Source organism: Reyranella sp., from assembly GCF_965279465.1.
Lineage (GTDB): Bacteria > Pseudomonadota > Alphaproteobacteria > Reyranellales > Reyranellaceae > Reyranella.
Window position 1 is genome coordinate 21675 of record NZ_OZ257242.1, and the last position, 20951, is coordinate 42625.

The 20951-nt window shown below is 65.3% G+C and carries 17 protein-coding genes; 8 read left to right on the forward strand and 9 right to left on the reverse strand.

The annotated features are described in order from the left end of the window. Positions 1-74 precede the first annotated feature (74 nt). Entirely contained in the window at positions 75-779 is a 705-nt protein-coding gene (locus ACQY8M_RS00120) for a nitroreductase family protein (protein ID WP_428668301.1), read from the forward strand. Position 780: 1 nt separating this feature from the next. Here ACQY8M_RS00120 and ACQY8M_RS00125 read toward each other — a convergent pair whose 3' ends face one another. The 5 genes from ACQY8M_RS00125 to ACQY8M_RS00145 all read right to left on the reverse strand — a co-directional run bounded on the left by ACQY8M_RS00125 (position 781) and on the right by ACQY8M_RS00145 (position 7206). Next, entirely contained in the window at positions 781-1641 is an 861-nt protein-coding gene (locus ACQY8M_RS00125; RefSeq protein ID WP_428668303.1) for an amino acid ABC transporter substrate-binding protein, read from the reverse strand. A gap of 107 nt (positions 1642-1748) precedes the next feature. Continuing rightward, positions 1749-3314, reverse strand: coding sequence for an ABC transporter substrate-binding protein (locus ACQY8M_RS00130; protein ID WP_428668305.1), 1566 nt, complete (start codon positions 3312-3314; stop codon positions 1749-1751). A gap of 293 nt (positions 3315-3607) precedes the next feature. Beyond that, positions 3608-3970 carry a hypothetical protein gene (locus ACQY8M_RS00135; protein WP_428668307.1) on the reverse strand — a complete coding sequence of 121 codons (363 nt, stop codon included), beginning with the start codon at positions 3968-3970 and terminating at the stop codon, positions 3608-3610. Between the two features lie 961 nt (positions 3971-4931). Then, the gene (locus tag ACQY8M_RS00140; RefSeq protein ID WP_428668309.1) at positions 4932-5930 is read right to left on the reverse strand and encodes a phosphotransferase enzyme family protein; all 999 of its coding nucleotides are present in this window, start codon (positions 5928-5930) and stop codon (positions 4932-4934) included. Beyond that, entirely contained in the window at positions 5923-7206 is a 1284-nt protein-coding gene (locus ACQY8M_RS00145; protein ID WP_428668311.1) for an aspartate aminotransferase family protein, read from the reverse strand. The genes ACQY8M_RS00140 and ACQY8M_RS00145 overlap by 8 nt, the downstream gene beginning before the upstream one ends. Positions 7207-7305: 99 nt before the next feature. On the opposite strand from ACQY8M_RS00145, the gene ACQY8M_RS00150 reads away from it, so the two are divergent. Then, on the forward strand, positions 7306-8097 hold the full coding sequence (locus ACQY8M_RS00150; protein ID WP_428668313.1) for an enoyl-CoA hydratase-related protein: 792 nt from the start codon (positions 7306-7308) through the stop codon (positions 8095-8097). 3 nt (positions 8098-8100) lie between these two features. On the opposite strand, the gene ACQY8M_RS00155 is transcribed toward ACQY8M_RS00150, so the two are convergent. Further along, a complete protein-coding gene (locus tag ACQY8M_RS00155; RefSeq protein ID WP_428668315.1) occupies positions 8101-9651 on the reverse strand; it encodes a retroviral-like aspartic protease family protein in 1551 nt (516 codons plus the stop codon). An 83-nt stretch (positions 9652-9734) separates the two neighbouring features. Next, on the reverse strand, positions 9735-13112 hold the full coding sequence (locus tag ACQY8M_RS00160; RefSeq protein WP_428668317.1) for a carboxyl transferase domain-containing protein: 3378 nt from the start codon (positions 13110-13112) through the stop codon (positions 9735-9737). A 303-nt stretch (positions 13113-13415) separates the two neighbouring features. Between ACQY8M_RS00160 and ACQY8M_RS00165 the strand changes: the two genes are divergently transcribed. Beyond that, on the forward strand, positions 13416-13928 hold the full coding sequence (locus ACQY8M_RS00165; RefSeq protein WP_428668319.1) for a DUF1269 domain-containing protein: 513 nt from the start codon (positions 13416-13418) through the stop codon (positions 13926-13928). Between the two features lie 10 nt (positions 13929-13938). Here ACQY8M_RS00165 and ACQY8M_RS00170 read toward each other — a convergent pair whose 3' ends face one another. Beyond that, positions 13939-15120 carry a multidrug effflux MFS transporter gene (locus tag ACQY8M_RS00170; protein WP_428668321.1) on the reverse strand — a complete coding sequence of 394 codons (1182 nt, stop codon included), beginning with the start codon at positions 15118-15120 and terminating at the stop codon, positions 13939-13941. A gap of 156 nt (positions 15121-15276) precedes the next feature. Here ACQY8M_RS00170 and ACQY8M_RS00175 point away from each other — a divergent pair, with 156 nt between their 5' ends. From ACQY8M_RS00175 to ACQY8M_RS00195, 5 genes are all read left to right on the forward strand, one after another. Beyond that, positions 15277-15954 (forward strand): nitroreductase, encoded by a 678-nt coding sequence (locus ACQY8M_RS00175; RefSeq protein ID WP_428668323.1) that lies wholly within the window; start codon positions 15277-15279, stop codon positions 15952-15954. 13 nt (positions 15955-15967) lie between these two features. Beyond that, positions 15968-16351: a RidA family protein gene (locus ACQY8M_RS00180; RefSeq protein ID WP_428668325.1), complete on the forward strand. Its 384-nt coding sequence runs from the start codon at positions 15968-15970 to the stop codon at positions 16349-16351. A 58-nt stretch (positions 16352-16409) separates the two neighbouring features. Beyond that, on the forward strand, positions 16410-16724 hold the full coding sequence (locus ACQY8M_RS00185; protein ID WP_428668327.1) for a hypothetical protein: 315 nt from the start codon (positions 16410-16412) through the stop codon (positions 16722-16724). Between the two features lie 658 nt (positions 16725-17382). Next, complete coding sequence (locus ACQY8M_RS00190; RefSeq protein ID WP_428668329.1) at positions 17383-17574, forward strand: hypothetical protein; 192 nt, start codon at positions 17383-17385, stop codon at positions 17572-17574. A gap of 1293 nt (positions 17575-18867) precedes the next feature. After that, positions 18868-19842 carry a helix-turn-helix domain-containing protein gene (locus ACQY8M_RS00195; protein ID WP_428668331.1) on the forward strand — a complete coding sequence of 325 codons (975 nt, stop codon included), beginning with the start codon at positions 18868-18870 and terminating at the stop codon, positions 19840-19842. A 31-nt stretch (positions 19843-19873) separates the two neighbouring features. Here the strand turns inward: ACQY8M_RS00195 and ACQY8M_RS00200 are convergent, their stop codons facing one another. Next, positions 19874-20887, reverse strand: a complete 1014-nt coding sequence (locus ACQY8M_RS00200) for a helix-turn-helix domain-containing protein (RefSeq protein ID WP_428668333.1) — start codon at positions 20885-20887, stop codon at positions 19874-19876. Positions 20888-20951: the final 64 nt, after the last annotated feature.

Consider the following 20951-nt stretch of genomic DNA (forward strand, 5'->3'; position numbering starts at 1 on the left):
TGCGCGTATGAGCGAGCTGGAAGCTCGCGGTCCAATCAACATGAGATCCTGTAGGATTGGCGAAGGAGAAAATCGTGACGGCAGACATCGGGTTGTTCGAGGCGATCTACACCGCCCGCTCGCTACGGCATTTCAAGTCCGACCCGGTGCCGCAAGAGCTGATCACCAAGGTTCTCGACGCCGCCATCCGCGCCTCGAGCGGCGGAAACACCCAGCATTGGACCTTCATCGTCGTGCGCGATGCGGAGAAGCGCCGCCAGATCGCCGCGATCTATCGCAAGGCGTCCGACTATGCGAGCGCGGTCTACGCCGCACGGCCGAAGCCCGATCATCTGACCGACGAGCAATTCGCCCAGTTCCTGGCGAACAGCGGCTACCTCTGGGACCATATGGCCGATGCGCCGGCCATCCTGGTGCCGTGCCTGACGAAGCGCGAGCCGCCCAAGCGTGCGAGCCTGCCCGATGTCGTGCAGGCGCGTTATGCCGACCATCTCGCCAACGTCCAGCGCATCAGCGGCTCCAGCATCTACCCGGCGATCCAGAACATCATCCTGGCCTGCCGTGGGCTGGGGCTCGGCACGGTGATCACGACCAACCACATCCTCTACGAGAACGAGGTGAAGGCGGTGCTCGGCATCCCGGACAACGTTGCCACATTCGCCCTGATGCCGATCGGCTATCCGACCCGGAAGTACGGGCCGCTCACCCGCAAGCCCGTCTCCGACGTCACCTATGCCGACAGCTGGGGCACGCCCTGGCCGGACGCGACAGGCAACTGAGCTATTGCGGCAGCGCCGACGTCACGAACAGCCCCTGCAGCATCTGCGACGGCACCGTCGTCGCCCCGAAGGACGCCGCGAACAGCTTGACCACTTCCCCCGAGCGATAGATCTGGCTCAGGGCGCGATCGACGGCGAGGCGGAAATCCTCGTCGCCGCGGCGCAGGGCCAAGGCGTAGGGCTCGACGCTGAGATACGCGTCCGCGATCATCAGGCCGGGGCGCGGCTTGCCGTCGAGAAGAAGGAAAGTGAGGATGGCGCGGTCGCCGTAGTAGGCGGCCACCGTGCCCTTCTCGACGGCATCGATGCCTTCGCCATGCGTCTTGACCGAGACGACCTCGGCCTTGATCTTCCCCGCCTGCAGGGCGCGCTTCAGGTCGGCCTCGGTCGTCGTGTTTTCCAGCACGCCTACCGTCTTGCCGTCGAGGCTCTTGATGTCCCGCGGCCCATTCGCGCCGATCATGAAGCTCGCCCCGTCGACGAAAGTCGGGATGGAAAAGGCGACCGTCTCGCGCCGCTTCAGAGTCTGGGTGGTGGCTTCGCACAGCAGGTCCGCCTTGCTGCCGCTGATGGCATCGAAGCGGTCGGCCGAGGTGACGGGAACGTAGGCGATCTTGAGGTCGGCGAGGCCGAGCTGTTGCCCTACCCTGGCGGCGACCGCCCGGCAGAGATCGGACATGAAGCCCAGAGGCTCGCCGGCATTGCCCTTGCGGAACGAGAAGGGCGGTGCGTCCTCGCGATAGGCGATGCGGATCGTGCCTTTCGCCTTTATGTCGTCGAGCGTGCCGGCACAGGCGGCGCCTCCCACGAGCGCCCCAGCGGCCAGAAGCGCCGCCAAAAGTGATTTCCGTGCCGCGATCATCGATGCCTCCCCGAGAACGGACAGCAACCATGCGACATTCGCGTGCGCGGCGCCATTGTCATCGAAGCGCCATCTCCTGAACCCGGCCGCGACGGAAAGTTGCGCGGCTATTTCTTTTCGAGGTTCCAGAAGGTGATCGCGGGCCCGGTCAGCAGCCCGCTCACGTTCGCACGCGTGGCCGTCGGCACGGTGAACTGGCCGAGTTGCACGTAGGTCGGATACTCGCGCGCGCGCCGCTGGCTTTGCCGGGCGATCTCGCGGCGCTTTTCCTCGTCGGTTTCGCGCGCATAAGCCGCGCGAAGCTTCTCGATCTCGGCATCGCACGGCCAGCCGAACATCGATTTCTCACACGAGGCGCTGAAGAAGAAGTTCGACACGGGGTCGGGGATGCTGAGCGTCGCCGACGAGGTGGGGAACATGTGCCAACCGCCCTGTGACGCCGACTCCTTCTTGGTGCGGCGGGCGACCAGCGTCTGCCAGTCCATCGACTGCAGATCGACCTTGAAGCCGGCAGCCTCGAGCTGCGCCTTGGCGACGGGCGCGAGACTGCTGTGATTGACCAGGTCGCTCGCACTCAGGATCACGATCGGCGTGCCATCGTATCCTGCTTCCGCGAGGAGCTTGCGCGCCGCAGCGGCATCGCCGTTGAGGCGATCCTCCCAGCCGGCTTCCGACTCGAGCGGCAGGCCGCACGGAAAGAGCGACTTGCATTCGCGATAGAAGCGCGCATCACCGACATTGGCTTCGAGGAAAGGCTTCTGCTTCAGCGCGACGACGACGGCCTGGCGCACCCTGGCGTCGTCGAACGGCTTCTGCAGCGTGTTGAAGCGCAGGATGTACTGCCGCCCGGCCCTGTCGATCACCTGGATCTTCACGTCCTTCGACTTCTCGACCAGGGGCAGCAGGTCGTAAGGCATCGCCTCGATCAGGTCGACCTCGCCGTTCAGCAGCGCGTTCACTTGGGTCTGCGTGTCGGGGATCCAGATCCATTCGATCCGGTCGACCTTCGCCACTTTGCCTCCGGCCAGCCCGGAGGGCGGCTCGTTGCGCGGCTTGTACTTCGGATTGCGGACGTAGACGGTCTTCTCGCCCGCCTTCCATTCGTCCTTCTTGAAGATGAACGGACCCGAGCCGGTGGCATCGGCGATCTGCTTGGCGGGATCGGTCTCGGCCACCCGCTTGGGCATCATGAAGGCGACATTGCCGCCCGTCTTGCCGAGGGACTCGATCACGAGGCCGAACGGTTCCTTGAGCACCATCCGGATCGTGCGGGCGTCCGGCGCGACGAGCTCGGCGACGAAGGACATCAGCATCTGGCCGGTCGGATCGCGCGCGGCCCAGCGCCTGATCGAGGCAACGCAATCCTCGCCCGTTACCGGCTGGCCGTCGTGCCATTCCAGCCCGTCGCGCAGGGTGAAGGACCAGGCAAGCTTGTCGGGCGAGACCTCCCACTTCTCGACCATCTGCGGCCGGACCACGAGCTTCTCATCGAGCGAGAACAGCGTGTCGTAGACCAGGTAGCTGTGATGGGCCGTGATCAGCGCGGTCGTCCAGGCCGGATCGATGATCTTGAGGTCCGAGTGCATGATCGCACGCAGCACCGTCTCAGACGCGGCAGGAGACGCGGCCGAAAGCCCGAACACGGCCAGCAACGGCAGGAAAAAGCGACGCATGAGAGTTCCCCCGACAATCGCCCGACGACGCGCGGGCCTGCCTGCAGCCAAGCTGTCCGCCGCCCCGGCGTCAACAGGGTGACGGAATCGAGCCCATCGGCGCTAACCCTGACGCTTGCTCCTCAGAAATTGCGAACGTTTCGGCCGAATCGCTACACATCCACCTCGCCCCGAGCAATGGAACGAGCGGAAGGCCCTCTCTCGAGACGCCGGTCACATTGGAAGGGCGGAGCGGGCCATCAGCCTGAGTCGAAGCCCGCCTCGGTCTGGTTCAAGCAGGTGACGACCCAACCCTATTGTATGGGCGAGAGGTTGAAGCGGCAGGAATATTCCTTGTTGAAGACCTGCAATTCGCGCGACCTCGCATTTCCTACAAGGTCGACAACGAATTCCTTGGCACCGACCGGCACCATGATGGTGGTGGAGACGGACCCGTCGGCGGCGACCGGAGCGCGAAAATCGTGCCCGCCAGTGGTCTTCCCCGAAAGCTCGGTGCCTGTCTCGGTGAAGTCGAAGACCAACTTCGATACGTCGGCCTGCCGGCAAGCCGCGGGGGCTCCCGGCTCAAGTGCCGCCTTCGCCCGCCAAGGGTCAGCAAGGACCACGCTCGACAGTCCGCAAATACCCAACATGGCTCCGGCCAAGATCGACTTCATGAGCAGCCCTCCGATCGGCTTCCAATTCGAACCGCCTTGCCTCAACCCTCGGAGGCTGCTCTGGGTTGCATCGCAAAGGCCGCCGGCGCCTCCGGGCCGCACTGATCGACCTACGCCCCGTTGGGGTTGCCGATCGACCTTGCGTGCCAGACGCATGCAAGGGTCAGTGCTCGAGCAACAAGCGGGCGTTCTGATTGCCCGAACAGGATGCCTGGCAAGGCGCCGTTGGGCATCGCTGGACGGTTGGGCACCTTGACGGGGGGTTGGCCTGAATACGCCGACAACTGGTCGCGATGGCTCGCGCAAAGTCGGGGGGTAACATCATAGGTCGGCTTCGGTACAAGCACTTGCGGGGGGCGGAGGTCCAGGAGGCGGCTGGCGAGGAGGCGGCATTTGAGGAGGAGGCGCCGGCATGGAACCGGGCGGCGGTTCGCGAGGGGCTTCGTTGGGTGGCCGGGGAATGCGTGCCAATTTCAGTCCTTTCGCCTGTCTCCCGTGAGCTTACCCCGGGTGGACGTGGAGATGGCAAGGATAACGGCGAATCTGATCGGAGTTACCAACGAGCTCCAGCTGCATTGGAATTCGATTCTATATCCAGTTGCCTCTGACGACTTCGACGACCTGGCCTAAGCAGATCGAACGTTTACTCGACCGTCTCGCCTCAGCGGCATCAGGTGCGGCCGACGCCTCGGGTTGGCGGGTCAGCGGAGATGCGGGCCGTACTTGCCGAACAGCACGGGCGGCCCGCTTAGTGCGGTCCTAGGTCCCGCGCACGGTCAAATGATAGGCAGCGGATCATATGGTCCGCGGCGAGAGCACCTCGGTGCCTTGCTGCGGTCCTCCGACCTGGTCGTAAAGTGCGTGCTGTCTCTCGCGAACCGCGAAGTCTCTATTGACGTGCATAGACTGACTGCCTTGCGGGAGCCGTTGCGCACTCTTGGACGGATTGTCGGAGAGCTCGCTAGCCGCGCTGAAGCGCGGCGCATTGCTCGATCACCCATGCCTTCCGCTCTTCGAAGACGGCGGGGCGCTTGAGCTCGGGCCGCTGGTGGAACCAGCCGATCGACGCCATCCACCGGATCAGGCGGAACATCGGGATCGATGTCGGGGCATCGTCGGGCAGCGGCCGGACGGCGCGGTAGCCATCGAGGAAGGCGCGCTCGATCTCCGCCGCGTTCGGCTTCGTCTGCCAATAGGTCAGCACGACGGCGATATCGTACTGATGCCAGCCGAAACCGGCATCGTCGAAGTCGATCACGGTCAGCCGGTCGCCATCGATGAGAATGTTGCCGGGATGCATATCGGCATGGATCAGGCTGTAGACCGATGGATCACGGCTGAGCTGGGCCAATCTCTCGTGCATCCGGTCCCGGGTTTCGAGGAGAAGGCTGCGCTCTCCGGCCGAAAGCGACTGATGCTCCCAGAACGGACCCCAGTGAGGCGCATCGCCCATCAGGCCGTCGCTGTCGAGCGCGTGCCGCTTGAATCCCGGCGGCGGCCGCCACGCGCTGGCCTGATTGTGCATCGACGCGGTGAGCGCGCCGAGCTGGCCGAAGTAGTCCTCGACCACCGCGTTGTCGGTGGTCTCAGCCAGGACCTCGGAGAGCAGGCGGCCTTCGGTCCAGCGCGCCATCCCGGCAAAGCGCTGTTCGCCGGTAGCGGGAATCGTCACCGGGACATAGTCCCGCCCATCCCTCGCGGACACCGCGCCCGGAACCTCGATGCCGGCGCGAGCCAGGGCGCGGATCCAGGCGCGCTCGGATACCAGCTCGTCGAGCGTGTGATAGCCCGGCCGATGCAGGCGGAGAACGTAGGCGCCGCCGTCGCGCCGGTCCTTAACCCTGAACGTGACGTTCTCCGCCAGGGAAACCAGCGAGAGATCGCCAGCATCGATCGGGAAGAAACTCAGGGCAGCAAGCGCGGCCGGCGTGAATGTCCGATCGACGGTCTCCCTATCCATCGAGCTCGGCCATCGTCGCATCGAAAGCCACGAGAAATTCCTCGGCGTGGTGCCGCGCGAAGACCAGCGGCGGGCGGATCTTCACGACGTTCCTGTAGGCGCCGGCGTTGCTCGTGAGGAATCCCTTGTCCTTGAGACGATTGATGACCTCGACGGCGCGGTCCGCATCGGGAGTCCGGGCGGCGTCGGTGCTGGCGATTTCGACACCGATGAAGAGGCCATGACCGCGCACGTCGGCGATCGAGGCGAAGTGCGCCTTGCGCTCGGCCAGTGCCGACTTCAGGAACGCCCCCACCGTGGCGACGTTCTCGCGCAAACCGTCGCGCTCGATGACGTCGAGCACGGCCATGCCGACCGCCGCCTGCAACGGGCTCGAGGCGAAGGTGTTGAAATAGCGCGTCGCGGCGCGGAAGCCTTCGACCAGCGAGCGGCTCGCGGCGGTTGCCGCCAGCGGCAGGCCGTTGCCCATCGGCTTGCCGGTCACGACGATATCGGGCGTGAAGCCGGTGACCTCATAGCCCCACCAGCGGCCGGTGCGGGCGTATCCGGCCTGGACCTCGTCGGCGATCACCAGGCCCCCGGCGGCGCGCACGATCTCCGCGGCGCGCGGCATGAACCCGCGCGGCACGTCGGGTAATCCTTCGTTCGCAAAGATCGAGCACACGATCAGGCCGGCGAAGCCCGTGCCATCCTCCTCGAGACTGCGGATCGCACCGCGCAGGCGATCGAGATAGGCCTCGGTGAGCTCTTCCTCGCTGGCGCCGGGCAGCAGCGGCCGGAGCTTCTCCGGGAAGGGGATGGCGCGCACGTCGCCGGCGGCGTTGCGGTCGGCGCCGATCCGGTTCAGCTTCGCGACCGCCTCGCTGTTGCCGTGATAGGTCGCGTTGGTGCAGACGATGCCGGTCTTGCCGGTCGCCAGGCGCGCCATGCGCAGCGCGACTTCGTTGGCTTCCGTTCCGGAACAGCTGAACACGACGCTCTCGATCGACGGTCCGTGCAGCGCGGCGAGGCGCTCGGCGAAGGCGACGATACCCTCGTGCAGATAGCGGCTGTGGACGTTGAGCGTTGCCTGCTGGCGGGCCATCGCCTCCACGACAGTGGGGTCGGCATGACCGACACAGGGGACGTTGTTGTACATGTCGACGTAGCGCCGGCCCTCGGCGTCGAACAGCTCCACGCCCTTGCCTCGGACGATGTGCAAGGGCGCATTGTAGAACAAGGGCGCACCGGCCCCGAAGGCACGGTCTCGGCGGGCGGCAAGTGTCGCTGAACTCATGGTCGGCCTTTCGTTTGCACGGCGAAGGGAGACCATAGCATCACAGTGCCTTTCCCCTCATCCGATGAGATCATCGCCTCATGAACAGGAGGACGTGCAATGGGTGACTACAGCAAGACCGAGACCGACGGCCACCTGCTGATCGTCACCATCAATCGGCCGGAGGTCTACAATGCCCTCCATCCCATGGCGAACCAGGAGCTGGCCGACATCTTCGACGGCTTTCACGAGAACCCCGACCTCTGGGTCGCGATCATCACCGGCGCCGGCGACAAGGCCTTCAGCGCGGGCAACGACCTGAAATACCATGCGGAACTCAGGAAGAAGACGGGCAAGTCGCCGGCTCATCCGCCGCGGCGCATGGGCGGCCTGGCCAGCCGCTTCGATCTCGACAAGCCGGTGATCGCGGCGGTGAACGGTGTCGCCATGGGCGGTGGCTTCGAGATCGCGCTGGCCTGCGACCTCATCGTGGCCTCCGACAAGGCGACCTTCGCGCTGCCGGAGCCCAAGGTCGGCCTGGCCGCCGGTTCGGGCGGCATGCAGCGCCTCTCGCGGATGGTCCCGCTCAAGAAGGCGATGGGCATGCTCCTGACCGGCCGCCATGTCTCGGCCAAGGAAGGCTTCGAGCTGGGCTTCGTCACCGAAGTGGTGCCGCACGCCGAGCTGATGAGCGCGGCCCGGCGCTGGGCCAACGACATCCTCGCCTGCTCGCCGATGTCGGTGCGGGCGACCAAGCAGGTCGTGATGCGCTCGCTCGACGTCCCGGCGCTCGAGACGGCTATGCACAATCTCGACTATCCGGCCTTCGTCGCGATGACCCGGAGCGGGGATACCGTCGAGGGGCCAAAGGCCTTCGCCGAGAAGCGCAAGCCGGCGTGGAAGGGCAGGTAGCAGCTATTCCAGCACCAGCGCATGCTTGCTGTTGTCGATCGACCAGGACTTGAACCGGCCTAGAAAACTCTGACCGAGAAGCAGAATTCCTTTCGTGGATGCGACGCTGCCGGTGACGTTCTCGAGAACTCGGTCACCCACCTTCAGCGACCGAATGCGAAACGTCTTCGACCGCATTTTCGACCCGTCGGCGAGCGTGTAGGTCCGTTCGCCCATAAAGTCTGTGTCTCGGATTTCTCCCATGCGTATCAGCGTGGTCACAACGTCTTCCGGAATGGTGACATCGGACGCACCGCTATCGACCGCGAAGTCGAGCGTGATGGCATTGTTGATGAGAACGGGAACGACATAGATCCCGCCGTCCTTCTTCATTGGTATCGATGATCCCGACGTGCTGCGCTGTGGCGGTGCTGCGGAATCGGTTGGTGCCGCCGGAGAAACAATCGGCTGCGCAGGCTTCCATTCGCTGGCCAGCTTCTGCGCCTCCGAGATCTGCGCGGGCGTCATCTTTGCGGCGAGCCTGCGGCGGCTTTCCAAGGCTCTATCGCGTGCTTCCTTCTCTTTTTCCTCACTAAGGCGCGACGTCGCGAGGTTGAACCACATGTGCGCTTGCACATAGTCCTGCGGCACGCCTTCACCCATTTCGTAGATGTAGCCGAGGAGGGTTTGGGCGGTGGCGTTGCCCTGATTTGCCGCCTTCCGGTACCAGCGCACCGCTGCGGCGTAGTCCTGCGGCACGCCCCGGCCGCGGGCGTACATGAAACCCAGATTGACCTGGGCGGCGGCATGGCCCTGTTCGGCAGCCTTGCGGTACCACGACGCCGCTGCCGCGAAGTCCTGCGGCACGCCCCCGCCGGTTTCGTGCATGAGGCCGACCTTGTACTGGGCTTCGGCATTTCCATGTTCGGCCAGCGGTAGCCACACTCCAATGTCCGTGGCTTTGTCGAGCAAGTCCTGCAAACGCTGCTGGGCGGCCTTGTCGCCGCGGTCGGCGGCTTTTCGGTACCACTTCGCGGCCTCGGCGTGGTCCCGCGGCACGATCCGGCCCTGCTCGTACAGGATGCCGAGAAGATTTTGCGCGTGGATGCTGCCCTGGTCGGCAGCTTTCCGATACCAGGATATCGCCATCGCGCCGTCCTGCGCTACGCCCTTTCCAATCCTGTACCCGTCACCGACGCGGATCTGCGCAGAGATGTCGCCCAGGTTGGCGGCTCTGCGATACCACGACATTGCAGCCACATCGTCCTTGGGTACTCCATGACCTTGCTCATATGAACCGGCGAGGTAATTCTGGCCCTCGGCATCATCTTGTTCGGCCGCTTTTCGGAACCACTTCGCCGCCTCGGCGTAGTCTCGCGCTACGCCAAGGCCAAACTCGTACATCAAACCCAGCTTGCACTGCGCTTTCGCGTGGCCTTGGTTGGCGGCGATTCGATACGAAGATAGCGCAGACGCAAAGTCGCCCCGTCGATAGCCTGCCAGCCCATCCTCATACGGCCCAGCGAATGAAGGCCCAGCGGCGCATACGAACAAAATCAGCAGCAGCCGGCGCATGGACGACCTCCCCGCCGCAGCCTCTCACGAGCGGATTGTGCTGCCAACAACCTCGCCACACCGGCTGACGCTCGCCGTGCCCATCACCAGGCGTCGATCATCGGGCGCTTCTTTCCGGCGCGTGGCGGCGCGGGTCGGATGGCGGCCAGCATGTTGACGACCCAGGCCCGCGTCTCGGCCGGGTCGATCACGTCGTCGATCATGAAGTTGGTCGAACGGTTCAACGCCTTGCCCGCCTCGTAGGCCTTCGCGACCTTGTCCTCGAAGAACTTGAGACGCTCCTGCGGATCCGCGATCGCCGCGAGCTCGGCGCGAAAGCCCAGCTTGACCTGCCCCTCGATGCCCATCGGCGCGAACTCGCCGGTCGGCCAGGACACGTAGAAGTAAGGCGCGCGGTAGTTGCCGCCGGCCATGGCGGCCTGCCCCAGGCCGTAGGCCTTGCGCAGCACGATCGTGAAATACGGGACGGTCATGTTGCAGCTGGTCAGGAACAGGCGCGCGGCATGCCGGACCAGCGCCGTCTTCTCCGCCTCGGGCCCGACCATGATGCCAGGCGTGTCGCACAGGTTGACGACCGGGAAATCGTAGGCATCGCAGAGCTGCATGAACCGCGCGCCCTTGTCCGACCCGTCGGAATCGACCGCGCCGCTCAGGTGCTTCGGATCGTTGGCCATCACGCCGACCGTTCGCCCTTCCAGCCGGATCAACGCCGTCACCAGGGTTCGTCCGAAGTCGCGGCGCAGCTCGAGCACCGACCCGTCGTCGGCCAAGGTCCGGATGACGTCGCGCACCTCGTAGGTGCGCAAGCGGTTCTCCGGCACGATATGGCGCATGCGCCGCTGATCCGGCGCGGTCCAGCCCTTCAGCGGCCCCTGGAAATAGGCGAGATACCGTTTGGCGACAGCAACGGCTTCCGCTTCGTCGGCGACCAGGATGTCGACGACGCCGTTGCGCGTCTGCACCGGCATCGGCCCGATCTCCTCCGGCGTGAACACGCCGAGACCGCCGCCCTCGACCATGGCCGGGCCTCCCATGCCGAGCGTTGTGTCGGCCGTCGCGATGATCACGTCGCAGCAGCCGAGCAGCGACGCATTGCCCGCGAAGCAGCGGCCCGAGACGATGCCGATCAGCGGCACCAGCGCCGAGAGCTGGCCGAAATGATGAAAGGTGTCGAACTGGATGAAGCCGCCATAGTCGTCGTCGCCGGGCCGGCCGCCGCCGCCTTCGGCGAACAGCACCAACGGCATCCGCCCGTCCTCGGCGATGTCGAGGATCTTGTCGGTCTTCCAGTGATTGTGGACGCCCTGCGTGCCGGCGAAGACGGTATAGTCGTAGGCCATCACGGCGACGCCGGTGTCGGGCGCCTCGAACAGGTGACCGTTCACGCGGCCGACACCGGCGACGAGGCCGTCGGCCGGGCTGCGGGCCAGAAGATCGTCCCGCGTGCGCCGCTGCCGCTGCGCGGCGATGATCAGCGGCCCGTACTCCACGAACGTGCCGGGGTCGATCAGGTCGGCGACATTCTCGCGCGCGGTCCGATGGTTGGTCCTGTGGCGGCGCTCGACGGCATCCGGCCGGCTCTCGTCGCGCGTCAGCGCGCGACGCGCCAGCACTTCGGCAAGGTCCGGGCGAATGGCATCAAGGTCGAGCTCATCCGCGCCGCCCTGGGCCTGTGCCGCAACCTCGGACGGTTCGAGGGAGAGCAGAAGCTGGTTCTCCCAGAGCGTGTCGCCGGGCTCGGCATGAAGGGCCTGGACGATACCGCCGGCATCCGCCTTGATGACGTGCTCCATCTTCATGGCTTCCATCACGGCAACCTCGGCTCCCGCCGGAACGGCGTCGCCGACCGCCACGGCCATCGAGATGACCGTGCCCTGCATCGGCGTCCGCACCGCGATCATCCCGTCCGGCAGATCTTGCGCACCCGCGGCACCGAGAGTCGGTTCCTGCCCGTCGCGCGCCGCCTGGCCATAGGCGAGCACGGAGAGCGGGTCCGCGGCGTCGACCTTGGCCCCGGCCCGGGCGGCGCGTTTCTGGTTCTGCTTCGCTGTCGCGTAGAGACGCGGATGAGCGGCCGCCGCACCAGCGCTGAGCGCGGGCGCATTTGCCTCCACGAAGCCGGTCGTGTGGGTGCCGGTCCGCACCTCCTCGTCCAGCAGCATGGCCTGAAGAAAGGAGATGTTCGTCGGCACGCCCGCAATGTTGAACTCGCAGAGGGCGCGATAGCCCTTGGCTGTCACATCCTCGATCCTGCCGGAACGGGCGAACACGATCAGCTTGGCGAGCAGCGAATCGTAGGCCGGGTTGGTCGCGTAGCCAGCATAGCCATAGCCGTCGACGCGAATGTCCGGACCGGAAGGTGGCTCGAACGTGCCCAGCACGCCGCCGCCGGGCTTGGCCGTCCCATCGGGCTGCATCGTCTCGACGTTGATGCGGAGCTGCATCGCCATGCCCCGCGGCACCGGTCCCGCGCCGCCCGCAAGGCCAAGCTCCGCCAGGGTGGCGCCGCCCGCCAGCCGGAGCTGCAGCTCGACCAGATCGAGGCCCGTGACCGCTTCCGTCACCGTATGCTCGACCTGCAGGCGCGGGTTCGCCTCGATGAAATGGAAATCGCCGCTCGCGCCATCGACAAGGAACTCGAACGTGCCGAGGCTGCGGTAGCGCGCGGCGCGCGCGAGCGTCAGGGCGGCATCGAGCAGCCGCTGACGCACGCCAGCCTCCAGGTGTGGCGCGGGAGCGAACTCGACGAGCTTCTGCCGCTGACGCTGGAGCGAACAGTCGCGTTCCCAGAGATGCGCCACTTCCATTCCATCGCCGATCACCTGCACCTCGATGTGGCGCGCCTTGCGCACGAACTGCTCGACATAAAGCTCGCCCGAGCCGAAGGCGGCGGTCGCCTCCGAGCGGCACCGCGTGAAGGCCTCCTCTAGCTCGCCGGCGGTCAGGACCGGACGCATGCCGCGACCGCCGCCGCCAGCAACCGCCTTGACCATCACGGCCGCGCCGGCACCGAGCCCAGCCATGAACGCCCGCGCCTCGTCGAGCGTGGTGGGCGCCGCCGTGCCCGGCAGCGTCGACACGCCGACCTCGCGGGCGAGCTCCCTCGCCCGGTGCTTGTCGCCAAACAGCTCCAGAATCTCCGGAGTCGGGCCGACGAAGGTGACGCCGGCCTCGGCGCAGGCGCGCGCGAAGGCCGCGTTCTCCGACAGGAAGCCGTAGCCGGGATGGATCGCCGTCGCCCCCGCCTCTCGTGCCACCCGCAGGATGGCCGCTCCATCCAGATACGCGGCGACGCCCCGCCCCGGCAGCGCGATCGCCGCATCGGCCTTCTCGACATGCAGGCTGGCGCCGTCGTCCGCCGGATAGATCGCGATGCTGCCCATGCCGAGGTCGGCCGCCGAGCGAAAGATGCGAATGGCAATCTCGCCGCGATTGGCGACGAGCAACTTCTGTCCGGTCATCGGGTCGGCGCCCTGGGAAAGAGAATGGAGAAGCGCACCTTAGGCAATATCATGGTGCCTGACGCAATACCGCCTGTTCGATCTGCGGCCCCTCTCCCAAAGGCGGAGCAGCCGGTGGCCCCTGCACGGGCGATGTCGGAAACCTTTGGACTTGTAGGGATGCGCTCCGGCAAATGCTGAGCCAGCGGGTGAGCTCTTTGGCGCGCATCGCAACCTCCCGGTCGAATCCGTGCTGGCCGCTACGGTTTGCTGTGATGCGCAACAGGGTTATCCTGCGAGCAACGAGTTTTGGAGGAGGGTCACATGAGTGAGCTCGTCGTAATTGCTTTCCCAAGCGAGGCCAAGGCCGAAGAAGTTCGACAGAAGCTGCTGTCGATGCAGAAGGAGTATCTGCTCGAATTGGGCGATGCCGTCGTGGCCGTCAAGGATGCCAACGGACACATCAAGCTACATCAGATGATCAATACCACGACGGCAGGAGCTGTCGGTGGCGCCTTTTGGGGATCGCTGATTGGCCTGATCTTCCTGATGCCGCTCGCCGGTGCTGCGCTTGGCGCCGCCTCTGGCGCCCTCGGCGGCGCCTTGACCGACGTCGGCATCAACGACAAGTTCATGAAGGATACGGCAGCCGCGATTCCGCCGGGAACAGCGGCTCTTTTCGTCCTGCTGCGGAAGGTTACTGCAGACAAGGTGCTGGCGGGTCTCAAAGGCGAAGGCGGTACGGTGTTGAAGACATCACTGGATCACACGCAGGAAGCCGCGCTGCAGGCGGCCCTGGCGAATGTCCAAGCGGCGATCCCTGCTCCGTCTTCCTGATGGAGCGCTTTCACGGCCTGCGCACGAGCGTCCACCAGCCGACCAGCCCCACGACGCCCGTCAGCGCGACGCCGACTCCGATGTTCCATTGCGTGGTGTGCGGCAGGTAGCCGATCAGCAAGGTCAGCAGCGCGGCCGCGATCATCTGCACGAAACCCATCAGCGCCGACGCCGCCCCGACCCGGTTGGCCGGCACCGAGGCCAGCGCGTACGCCATCGCGTTGGGCATGTTGAGGCCGTTGCCCCAACCCATCAGCATCAGCGGCACGATCAGCGCGAGCGGCGTGATGAAGCCGAGCAGGGCCGTCGCCATCATCGCAACCGCGCCGAGGGTCAGGATGCCCTGGCCGACGGGAATGAGGGTCAGGCTGTTCACCCGGCCCTGCAGGCGGCTGGAGACCAGGCTGCCGACGACGAAGTTGCCCGCCCAGGCGAGCGTGAACCAGCCGAAAAGCTCCGCCGCCACGCCCATCGTCTGGATCAGCAGGATGGGTCCGCCGGCGAAGAACACGTTGAAGGCGGAAGAGGCGCAGGTGGCTGCAATCATGAGGCCCATGAACCGGCGCTCGCGCAGCACGACCCGGAAACCGTCGAGATAGCCGCGCACGATGCCGGTCGTGCGCGGCGGTGATTTCGGGGCGGTCTCGCCCAGGATGAGCCAAACCGCGACCAGCATCGCGAGACCGACGGCGGCCGTGAACCAGAAACTGCCCTGCCAACCGAAGGCGCCCAGCAGTTGGCCGCCCAGCAGCGGGGAGAGCGCGGGCCCCAGCGCCATGGCGGACGCCATGTAGCCCATCGACCGCATCATCTCGGGGCCGGAGCGGCTGTCGCGCACGATGGCGCGGCCCAGCACAACGCCGCCGCAGGCGCCGCAGGCCTGGATCAGGCGCGAGACGATCAGGGTTTCGATCGTCGGGCTGAGGGCGCAGCAGAGGCTGCCGATCGTGAACACGACGAGGCTGGCGAGCAGGACCGGCCGCCGGCCCATGCGGTCGGAGAGCGGGCCCACAGCCAGCTGCGCGAAGGCGAACGCGAACAGATAGACCGACAGCGTCAGCTGGGCCGTGCCGTAGGCGACATCGAAGCTGCGCGCGATGGTCGGCAGCGACGGCAGGAAGATGGTCACGGCCAATTGCGACGACACTGTCGCGGTCATCAGTAGCCAGATTGGCGGTTTGATCGTACGCATACGCGGGATTTCAGATGTCCGGGGAGGGCGGAAGCGCGCGCTTCATAGCAGCGTCTGGACGCGCAAGGCAGCTTTTCACGCGGTCGCGGGGACTTGAACAGGTTGTGGCTTCTGAGCGAGAAATACCTGTAGGACCTTTTTGGGCGGTTCAGGCACATGCAGTTCGATGACGTCATCCTCGGTCGCCGGAGCATCCGTGGCTACAAGCCCGATCCTGTCCCCAGGGCGCTGATCGAGGAGATCATCAGCTTGGCGATGCGCGCGCCGTCGTCGATGAACACCCAGCCCTGGAATTTCTACATCGTCACCGGCGAACCCCTGAACCGGATCCGCGCCGGCAACACGGAACGGATGGTGGCGGGCATCCCGCAGTCGCGTGAGTTCCGGACGGGTCAGGGCTTCGCAGGGCAGCACCGGGACCGGCAGGTCGGTGTCGCCAAGCAGCTGTTCTCCGCCATGGGGATCGCACGCGATGACAAGGAGGGGCGGCAGGACTGGGTCTTGCGCGGCTTCCGTCAATTCGACGCGCCCGTCTGCGTGATTGTGACCTACGACCGCGTGCTCGATGGCAGCGACGATACGCCGTTCGATTGCGGCGCCGTGGCCACCGCCCTGGTCAATGCCGCCTGGTCGCGGGGGCTCGGCGCCGTGATCAACAGCCAGGGCATCATGCAATCGCCCGTGGTGCGCGAGCACGCCGGAATTGCTGACGACCAGGTCATCATGAAGAGCATTGCGCTGGGTTGGCCGGATGAAAGCTTTCCGGCAAATGCGGTCGTGTCCGAGCGGAAGTCCGTCGCCGAGGCCACGGTCTTCGTTGGCTTCGAGGATTAGGGAGACAAGCCTCATGCCCATCGAACGATACATGGTTCCCGGCGAGATGGAGCCGGTCAGCCATTACTGCCACGTCGTCAAGGCCGGCGACTTCATCTACCTCTCCGGCATGGTTGGGATGAAGGCGGACGGAACCATTCCATCGGATACCGTCAGCCAGTTCGAAATCGCCTTGAAGTCGATCGATACCTGCCTGCGTCACGCGGGCGGGCGGCCCGATCAGGTGATCAAGGTGCTCGTCTTCATGACCGACATCACGGAACGGGCGAGCATCAACCCGACGCGCCAGCGTTACTTCGGGCACCACAAGCCCGCGTCGACATTGGTCGAGGTCAAGGCGCTCGTCGATCCTCGCATGAAGGTGGAAATTGAGGCCGTTGCATATATCGGCGAGTAGCCTGAGTTCATGACGCGCCGACGCGTTAATCGCCAGCCGTCGGCGGAACTTTCTCCTCGTGAAGGCACGGCCTCCTGGCGTTTCCGTCACCGCCATGAAAAGTCCGGGCGCCGGCGACTCGTCTCCGCCAGCTGAACAAGGCGCGCACCGTTTCCTGGACCATGCCGTTTGGCCTTGGATATTCGTCGACACCACACCGGCAGCGGTGCCTGACACGCCGCTCGACGAAGGCCGTTACATCAAGCTCGGTGGCACCATTTACCGGATGCCGGCGGCCGACGGCAGCTGCCGCGAACGGCGCACCAGCGCCTGGTGCAGTGGCTCACATAGAATCGGTCAGACCGCTTCGGGCGTGAATGCGCCGCAGCATTAACGACTTCCTGAGAGTGCGGGCGGAACCACCTTGGACTCCGACGGAGCCGCATAGGCCACTTGAGGAGCCGCGTGGTTCCCGGCGAACGCAGCGCCCAGCGTCGCCACAGCTCCGCCGATCGTCACGACGTAGAGGACAACTCCCAACAGGAGCCGCCGCGATTCCAAGTCCATTGCTGCACACCCCTGCAAATTCGCGCCCCTTCTACGTCGGGGGACGGCACCAAGTTGCTGCCTGCGCTACATGACGTTGGCCTGTGTCACCGGAGTCACACATTGCCATCGGTGTAGCCAGTGAGCGAAACTCGCCCAGCTCGGCCTCGACGCTGGGCGGAGGACTTCGGCTCACTTGGCCGACCGGATAACGGAGGCTACCGGCGAGCCCTTTAGCGTCTTCAGGGTAAGCCGATATCCGACCAGCAGCACAGCGAACGACCAGGACCGCCCTATTGCGAAAGCAGGTTAAGCTCTGCGACGATGCCAAGGTGCTCATTCCGGCTGGCGCCGAGAATGACGACGGCGTTCCTCAACGCCAAGCGAGGCCAAGTCTATGCCATGTCGGTGGCGGTCTGAACGGCGTGTGGGCGCCGAGCGCTAAACACCGCACCGGCCCGACCGGGTCGCGTTGAACAACAAGAGGCCCACAATAGGAGATGGACATGCCCAAGACACGCTTCGTCATCCGAGTGCCCGGTCAGACCGACATCGGATGCAACACCGCTGACGAGGTCATCGACGCGCTGAATAATTTGAAGGACCCTAAAGGCGCCACTGTCAACGACACGCAGACTGGCATGAGCGACTTGACCAAGGAGGCAATCGAGGAACTCGCAAACGATGAGCGCGAGTGAACGTCAAATCCTCCGCTGCATTTTTTCAGCCTTGGGAAGTCGACCATCGGGGGTCAAGTCGTCTAGCACTTGCTAGCGGACGACCGTGGTCGACGTTGTGCCAGCGGGGGTCGTGGTCGAATACGTGGTTGTTGCTGGCGTCGTCGTCATGACCGTGGCCGGCGTCGGGCGGGTTTCAACGGTCCTTGTGTTGACGCTACATGCTCCGAGCATGCACGCCACGAAGGTCATCAGCATAACGCGCGTCATTGCCTAAACTCCCTGTTTTTCTGGCTATGCAACGAACGCCTGCGACTGGGAAACGTTCCCTGACAGAGGCTCACCGTGGAGCTCTTATCTGCCCACCAGAGGACATCGGCGTCGACGTCAAGCTGCTGGCCGAGGACAGGAACTTTACATCTTCGCCCGCAACACGTGGCTCGGCAGCAACTTGTGCGGGCTATCCTCAGATTGTCGCGCATTGCGGATCGGCTGTTCATGCCCGTTTTCAACGGCCGCGCCAGATCGCGATCCTGGCGTGGATCCCCCTCATTTCCATCTGCCGAGCATGCACGAGAGCGTGCGCAGCGCCTCGAGGCAGCTCGTCGAGGTCCCGCACGCCGTGACCTTCACGGTGGCAGATTCTGACAGGGCTCTATCTGCCATCGGCGCTATCGTCGATCGCGACGGGTGTCCATCTTGCGCTGATCGTCGCCGGCCGCGAGCGGTTCGAGATGGACCTCGTCATGCGCGGCATTCCCATGCCTCGGACTGGTCGGCTACACCATCAACTCAAATCGCCTCGTTGCTCGAGGCGTAGCTCCTCCGATGGCAGCGAGCTTAGTTCGCATGACTTCGGGCTGTCCCTGGCAGGACGACTTCCGGCCGGCTTACGCCTTGCTCACAGCAGGCGCCCGCTGACGAACCCGACAGCGCACAGTCGAAATCAGGGATATTGCACCGCGGCTCGCAGACGTGCGCCTAATAGCAACCGGTTCAGGCACACGAATTTATGACAGGCTCCTTAATCCCGAACGGCAAGCCCGTCGGCGCCCTCAAACTGACCGGTTCGAGAAATACGGGCTAGATCACGCTGGAAAGCATCACGCCTGTCGGCGATGATCCCATCGGCGGACCGCCCACTGTGGCTCACTGACCGATCCGGCTCACACCCGAATCGTCGTACCCACCAAGCATCAGCTACGCTACGCTTTGGGACACGATCGAGAGACGCTAATGCAATGCAGTGAATTCAGCACCAGCGATCTGCCTGCGCGGGACCAACTCCAGGCTTGGCAAGCTTGGTACGGCCGCGTGTTCGACGCGTCGCCGTTGCATTCCGGCGAGGAGGTCTTCGTCGCGCGAGCCCGCGCTTGGACCCTGAACGGATTCACCCTCAATCATGTCACGGCGCCGGGCCTGTCGGTCGTCCGCACGAAGACGCTCCTCCGGCGCGAGCCCATCGACCACTGGGCGATCACGCTCAGCGAGCGCCGTGTCACTTGGCTCGACTCCGGCAGCGCGACCCTGGCGGCGCCGGCAAGGCTGCCCTTCGTCGTTTCGCTGGGCCAGCCGATGAAGAACGAGCGCGAGGCCGACGATCGTATCCAGCTCTATCTGTCGCGCGATTCTTTCCACGGCATCGCCACCCTCCTCGACGCCTGTTGCCTGAAACCCTTGCAGCCGGCTGGCGCCACGCTGCTGGCCGACTACATGCGCCTGCTGATGCGCAATCTGCCGAGCCTCGGCGAGCAAGATGCCTTGCGGCTGACCGACGCGACACGCGCCATGATCGCGGCCTGCCTCGCACCGACGGCTCATCGGGTTGGCGAGGCCCAGCCGCTCATCAACGTCACCCTGATGGAAAGGGTTCGTCGAGCCATCCGCCGGCACCTCCACTCGCCCACACTGGGGCCCGAGTTGATCTGCCGGGAAGCCGCCACGTCGCGCTCCCAACTCTATCGCCTGCTCGAAGGCGAAGGCGGCGTTGGTCACTACATTCAGAAGCAACGCCTGTCGGAAGCGTTCACGATGCTTTGCGACCTGACGGCCAGCTCGACCATCTCGGCGATCGCCGAGATGCTGTGCTTTGCCGATTCGTCGAGCTTCGCGCGCGCCTTTCGCCGCGAGTTCGGGGTCAGCCCGAGCGATGTGCGCGACGCGGCACGGGGCGGCCTGCCGCCTATCCCGGCCAGCGCCGGCACGAACGAGGCGGCGGCAGGCAGCTTCGCAGCTTGCCTGCGTGGGGCGCCCCCGCAAGCGAGCGCCGCCCTCGATCTGCGCATTTGAAGTCTACGACGCGCCCGTTTCGCCGGAAGGGCTAGAGCGAGCGCAGGCACTCCCGGAATTGCCCGGCCCCACCGTCATCCCGGGGCGGCGGCGACGTCGGCAGCCCTCCCAGCGCCGCCAGACGCACCTCCTTCGGCGTGATCCCGAACTCGCGGCGAAAAGCCCGGCTGAACCCCGAAGCGTCGGCGAAGCACAGCATCTCGGCAATGCGTCCGATGGAATGGTTGTGCGACGTGTCGCAGAGGATGGCGAAACTTTCGCTCAAGCGGCGGCGCTGGATGTACTGCGCGACGCCGCCTTGGTCCTTGAGCAGGCGGTAGAGCTGCGAGCGCGAGGTGGCAGCTTCCCGACACAGATTCGTCATGCCGAGCGATGGCGAGTACAGATGGCGAGCCACTGCCTTGCGCACCCGTTGCATCAAGGTGGCAGCTAGGGGCTGTTCCGCCTTTTCCAGAGCACAGTCCGACGACGCCAGGCAGGCCTCGAGCATGGCCTGAACCGCGCCCTTCACCCGGGAAGCTTCCTCGTCAGAAAGGGTCGGGAGACTGGCCTTCACCATGCGCAGGAAGTCCGCCAGCAGGGCGCCGCATGGCCCGTCCAGCGGGATGCCGACGGCGGCATCGAGAAGTGGCTCCGAGCCGGCGAAGGCGTCGCGCGACAGCAGAAACTGCATCCGCGATTCGCCGACCTCTCGCCGGATGGACATCTCCTCGCCCAGCGACAGGAGGAACGGCACGCCGGCTGGTACACGCAATTGGCGATCGCGCGCCGTGACCTCGCTCGTGCTGCTGTTGCTGAGAGTTATCACCCAGTGATCGACCGGGTTGCGGCGCACGAAGGGCCGACTGCGAGTGACGGCAACCGGCGGCGAGGCCACTTCGCTGACGGTCAGGCCGCCGATGGTCCAGTTGGAATTGGCGGCCTCGAACCCGGCCGATACCGTGACGTCCGTCGACGTCTCGAAGACCCCTCGGTACCAGTCACGCCAGGAATCGAACTGGTCGCCTTTCGGAAGGTCACGTGTCTTGAAGCTCGTGGTCAACATGAGACGCCTCCGTCATCCGATGCTTGGCACGGATGACGGCCCATAATCCACCGCACGCGCGCAG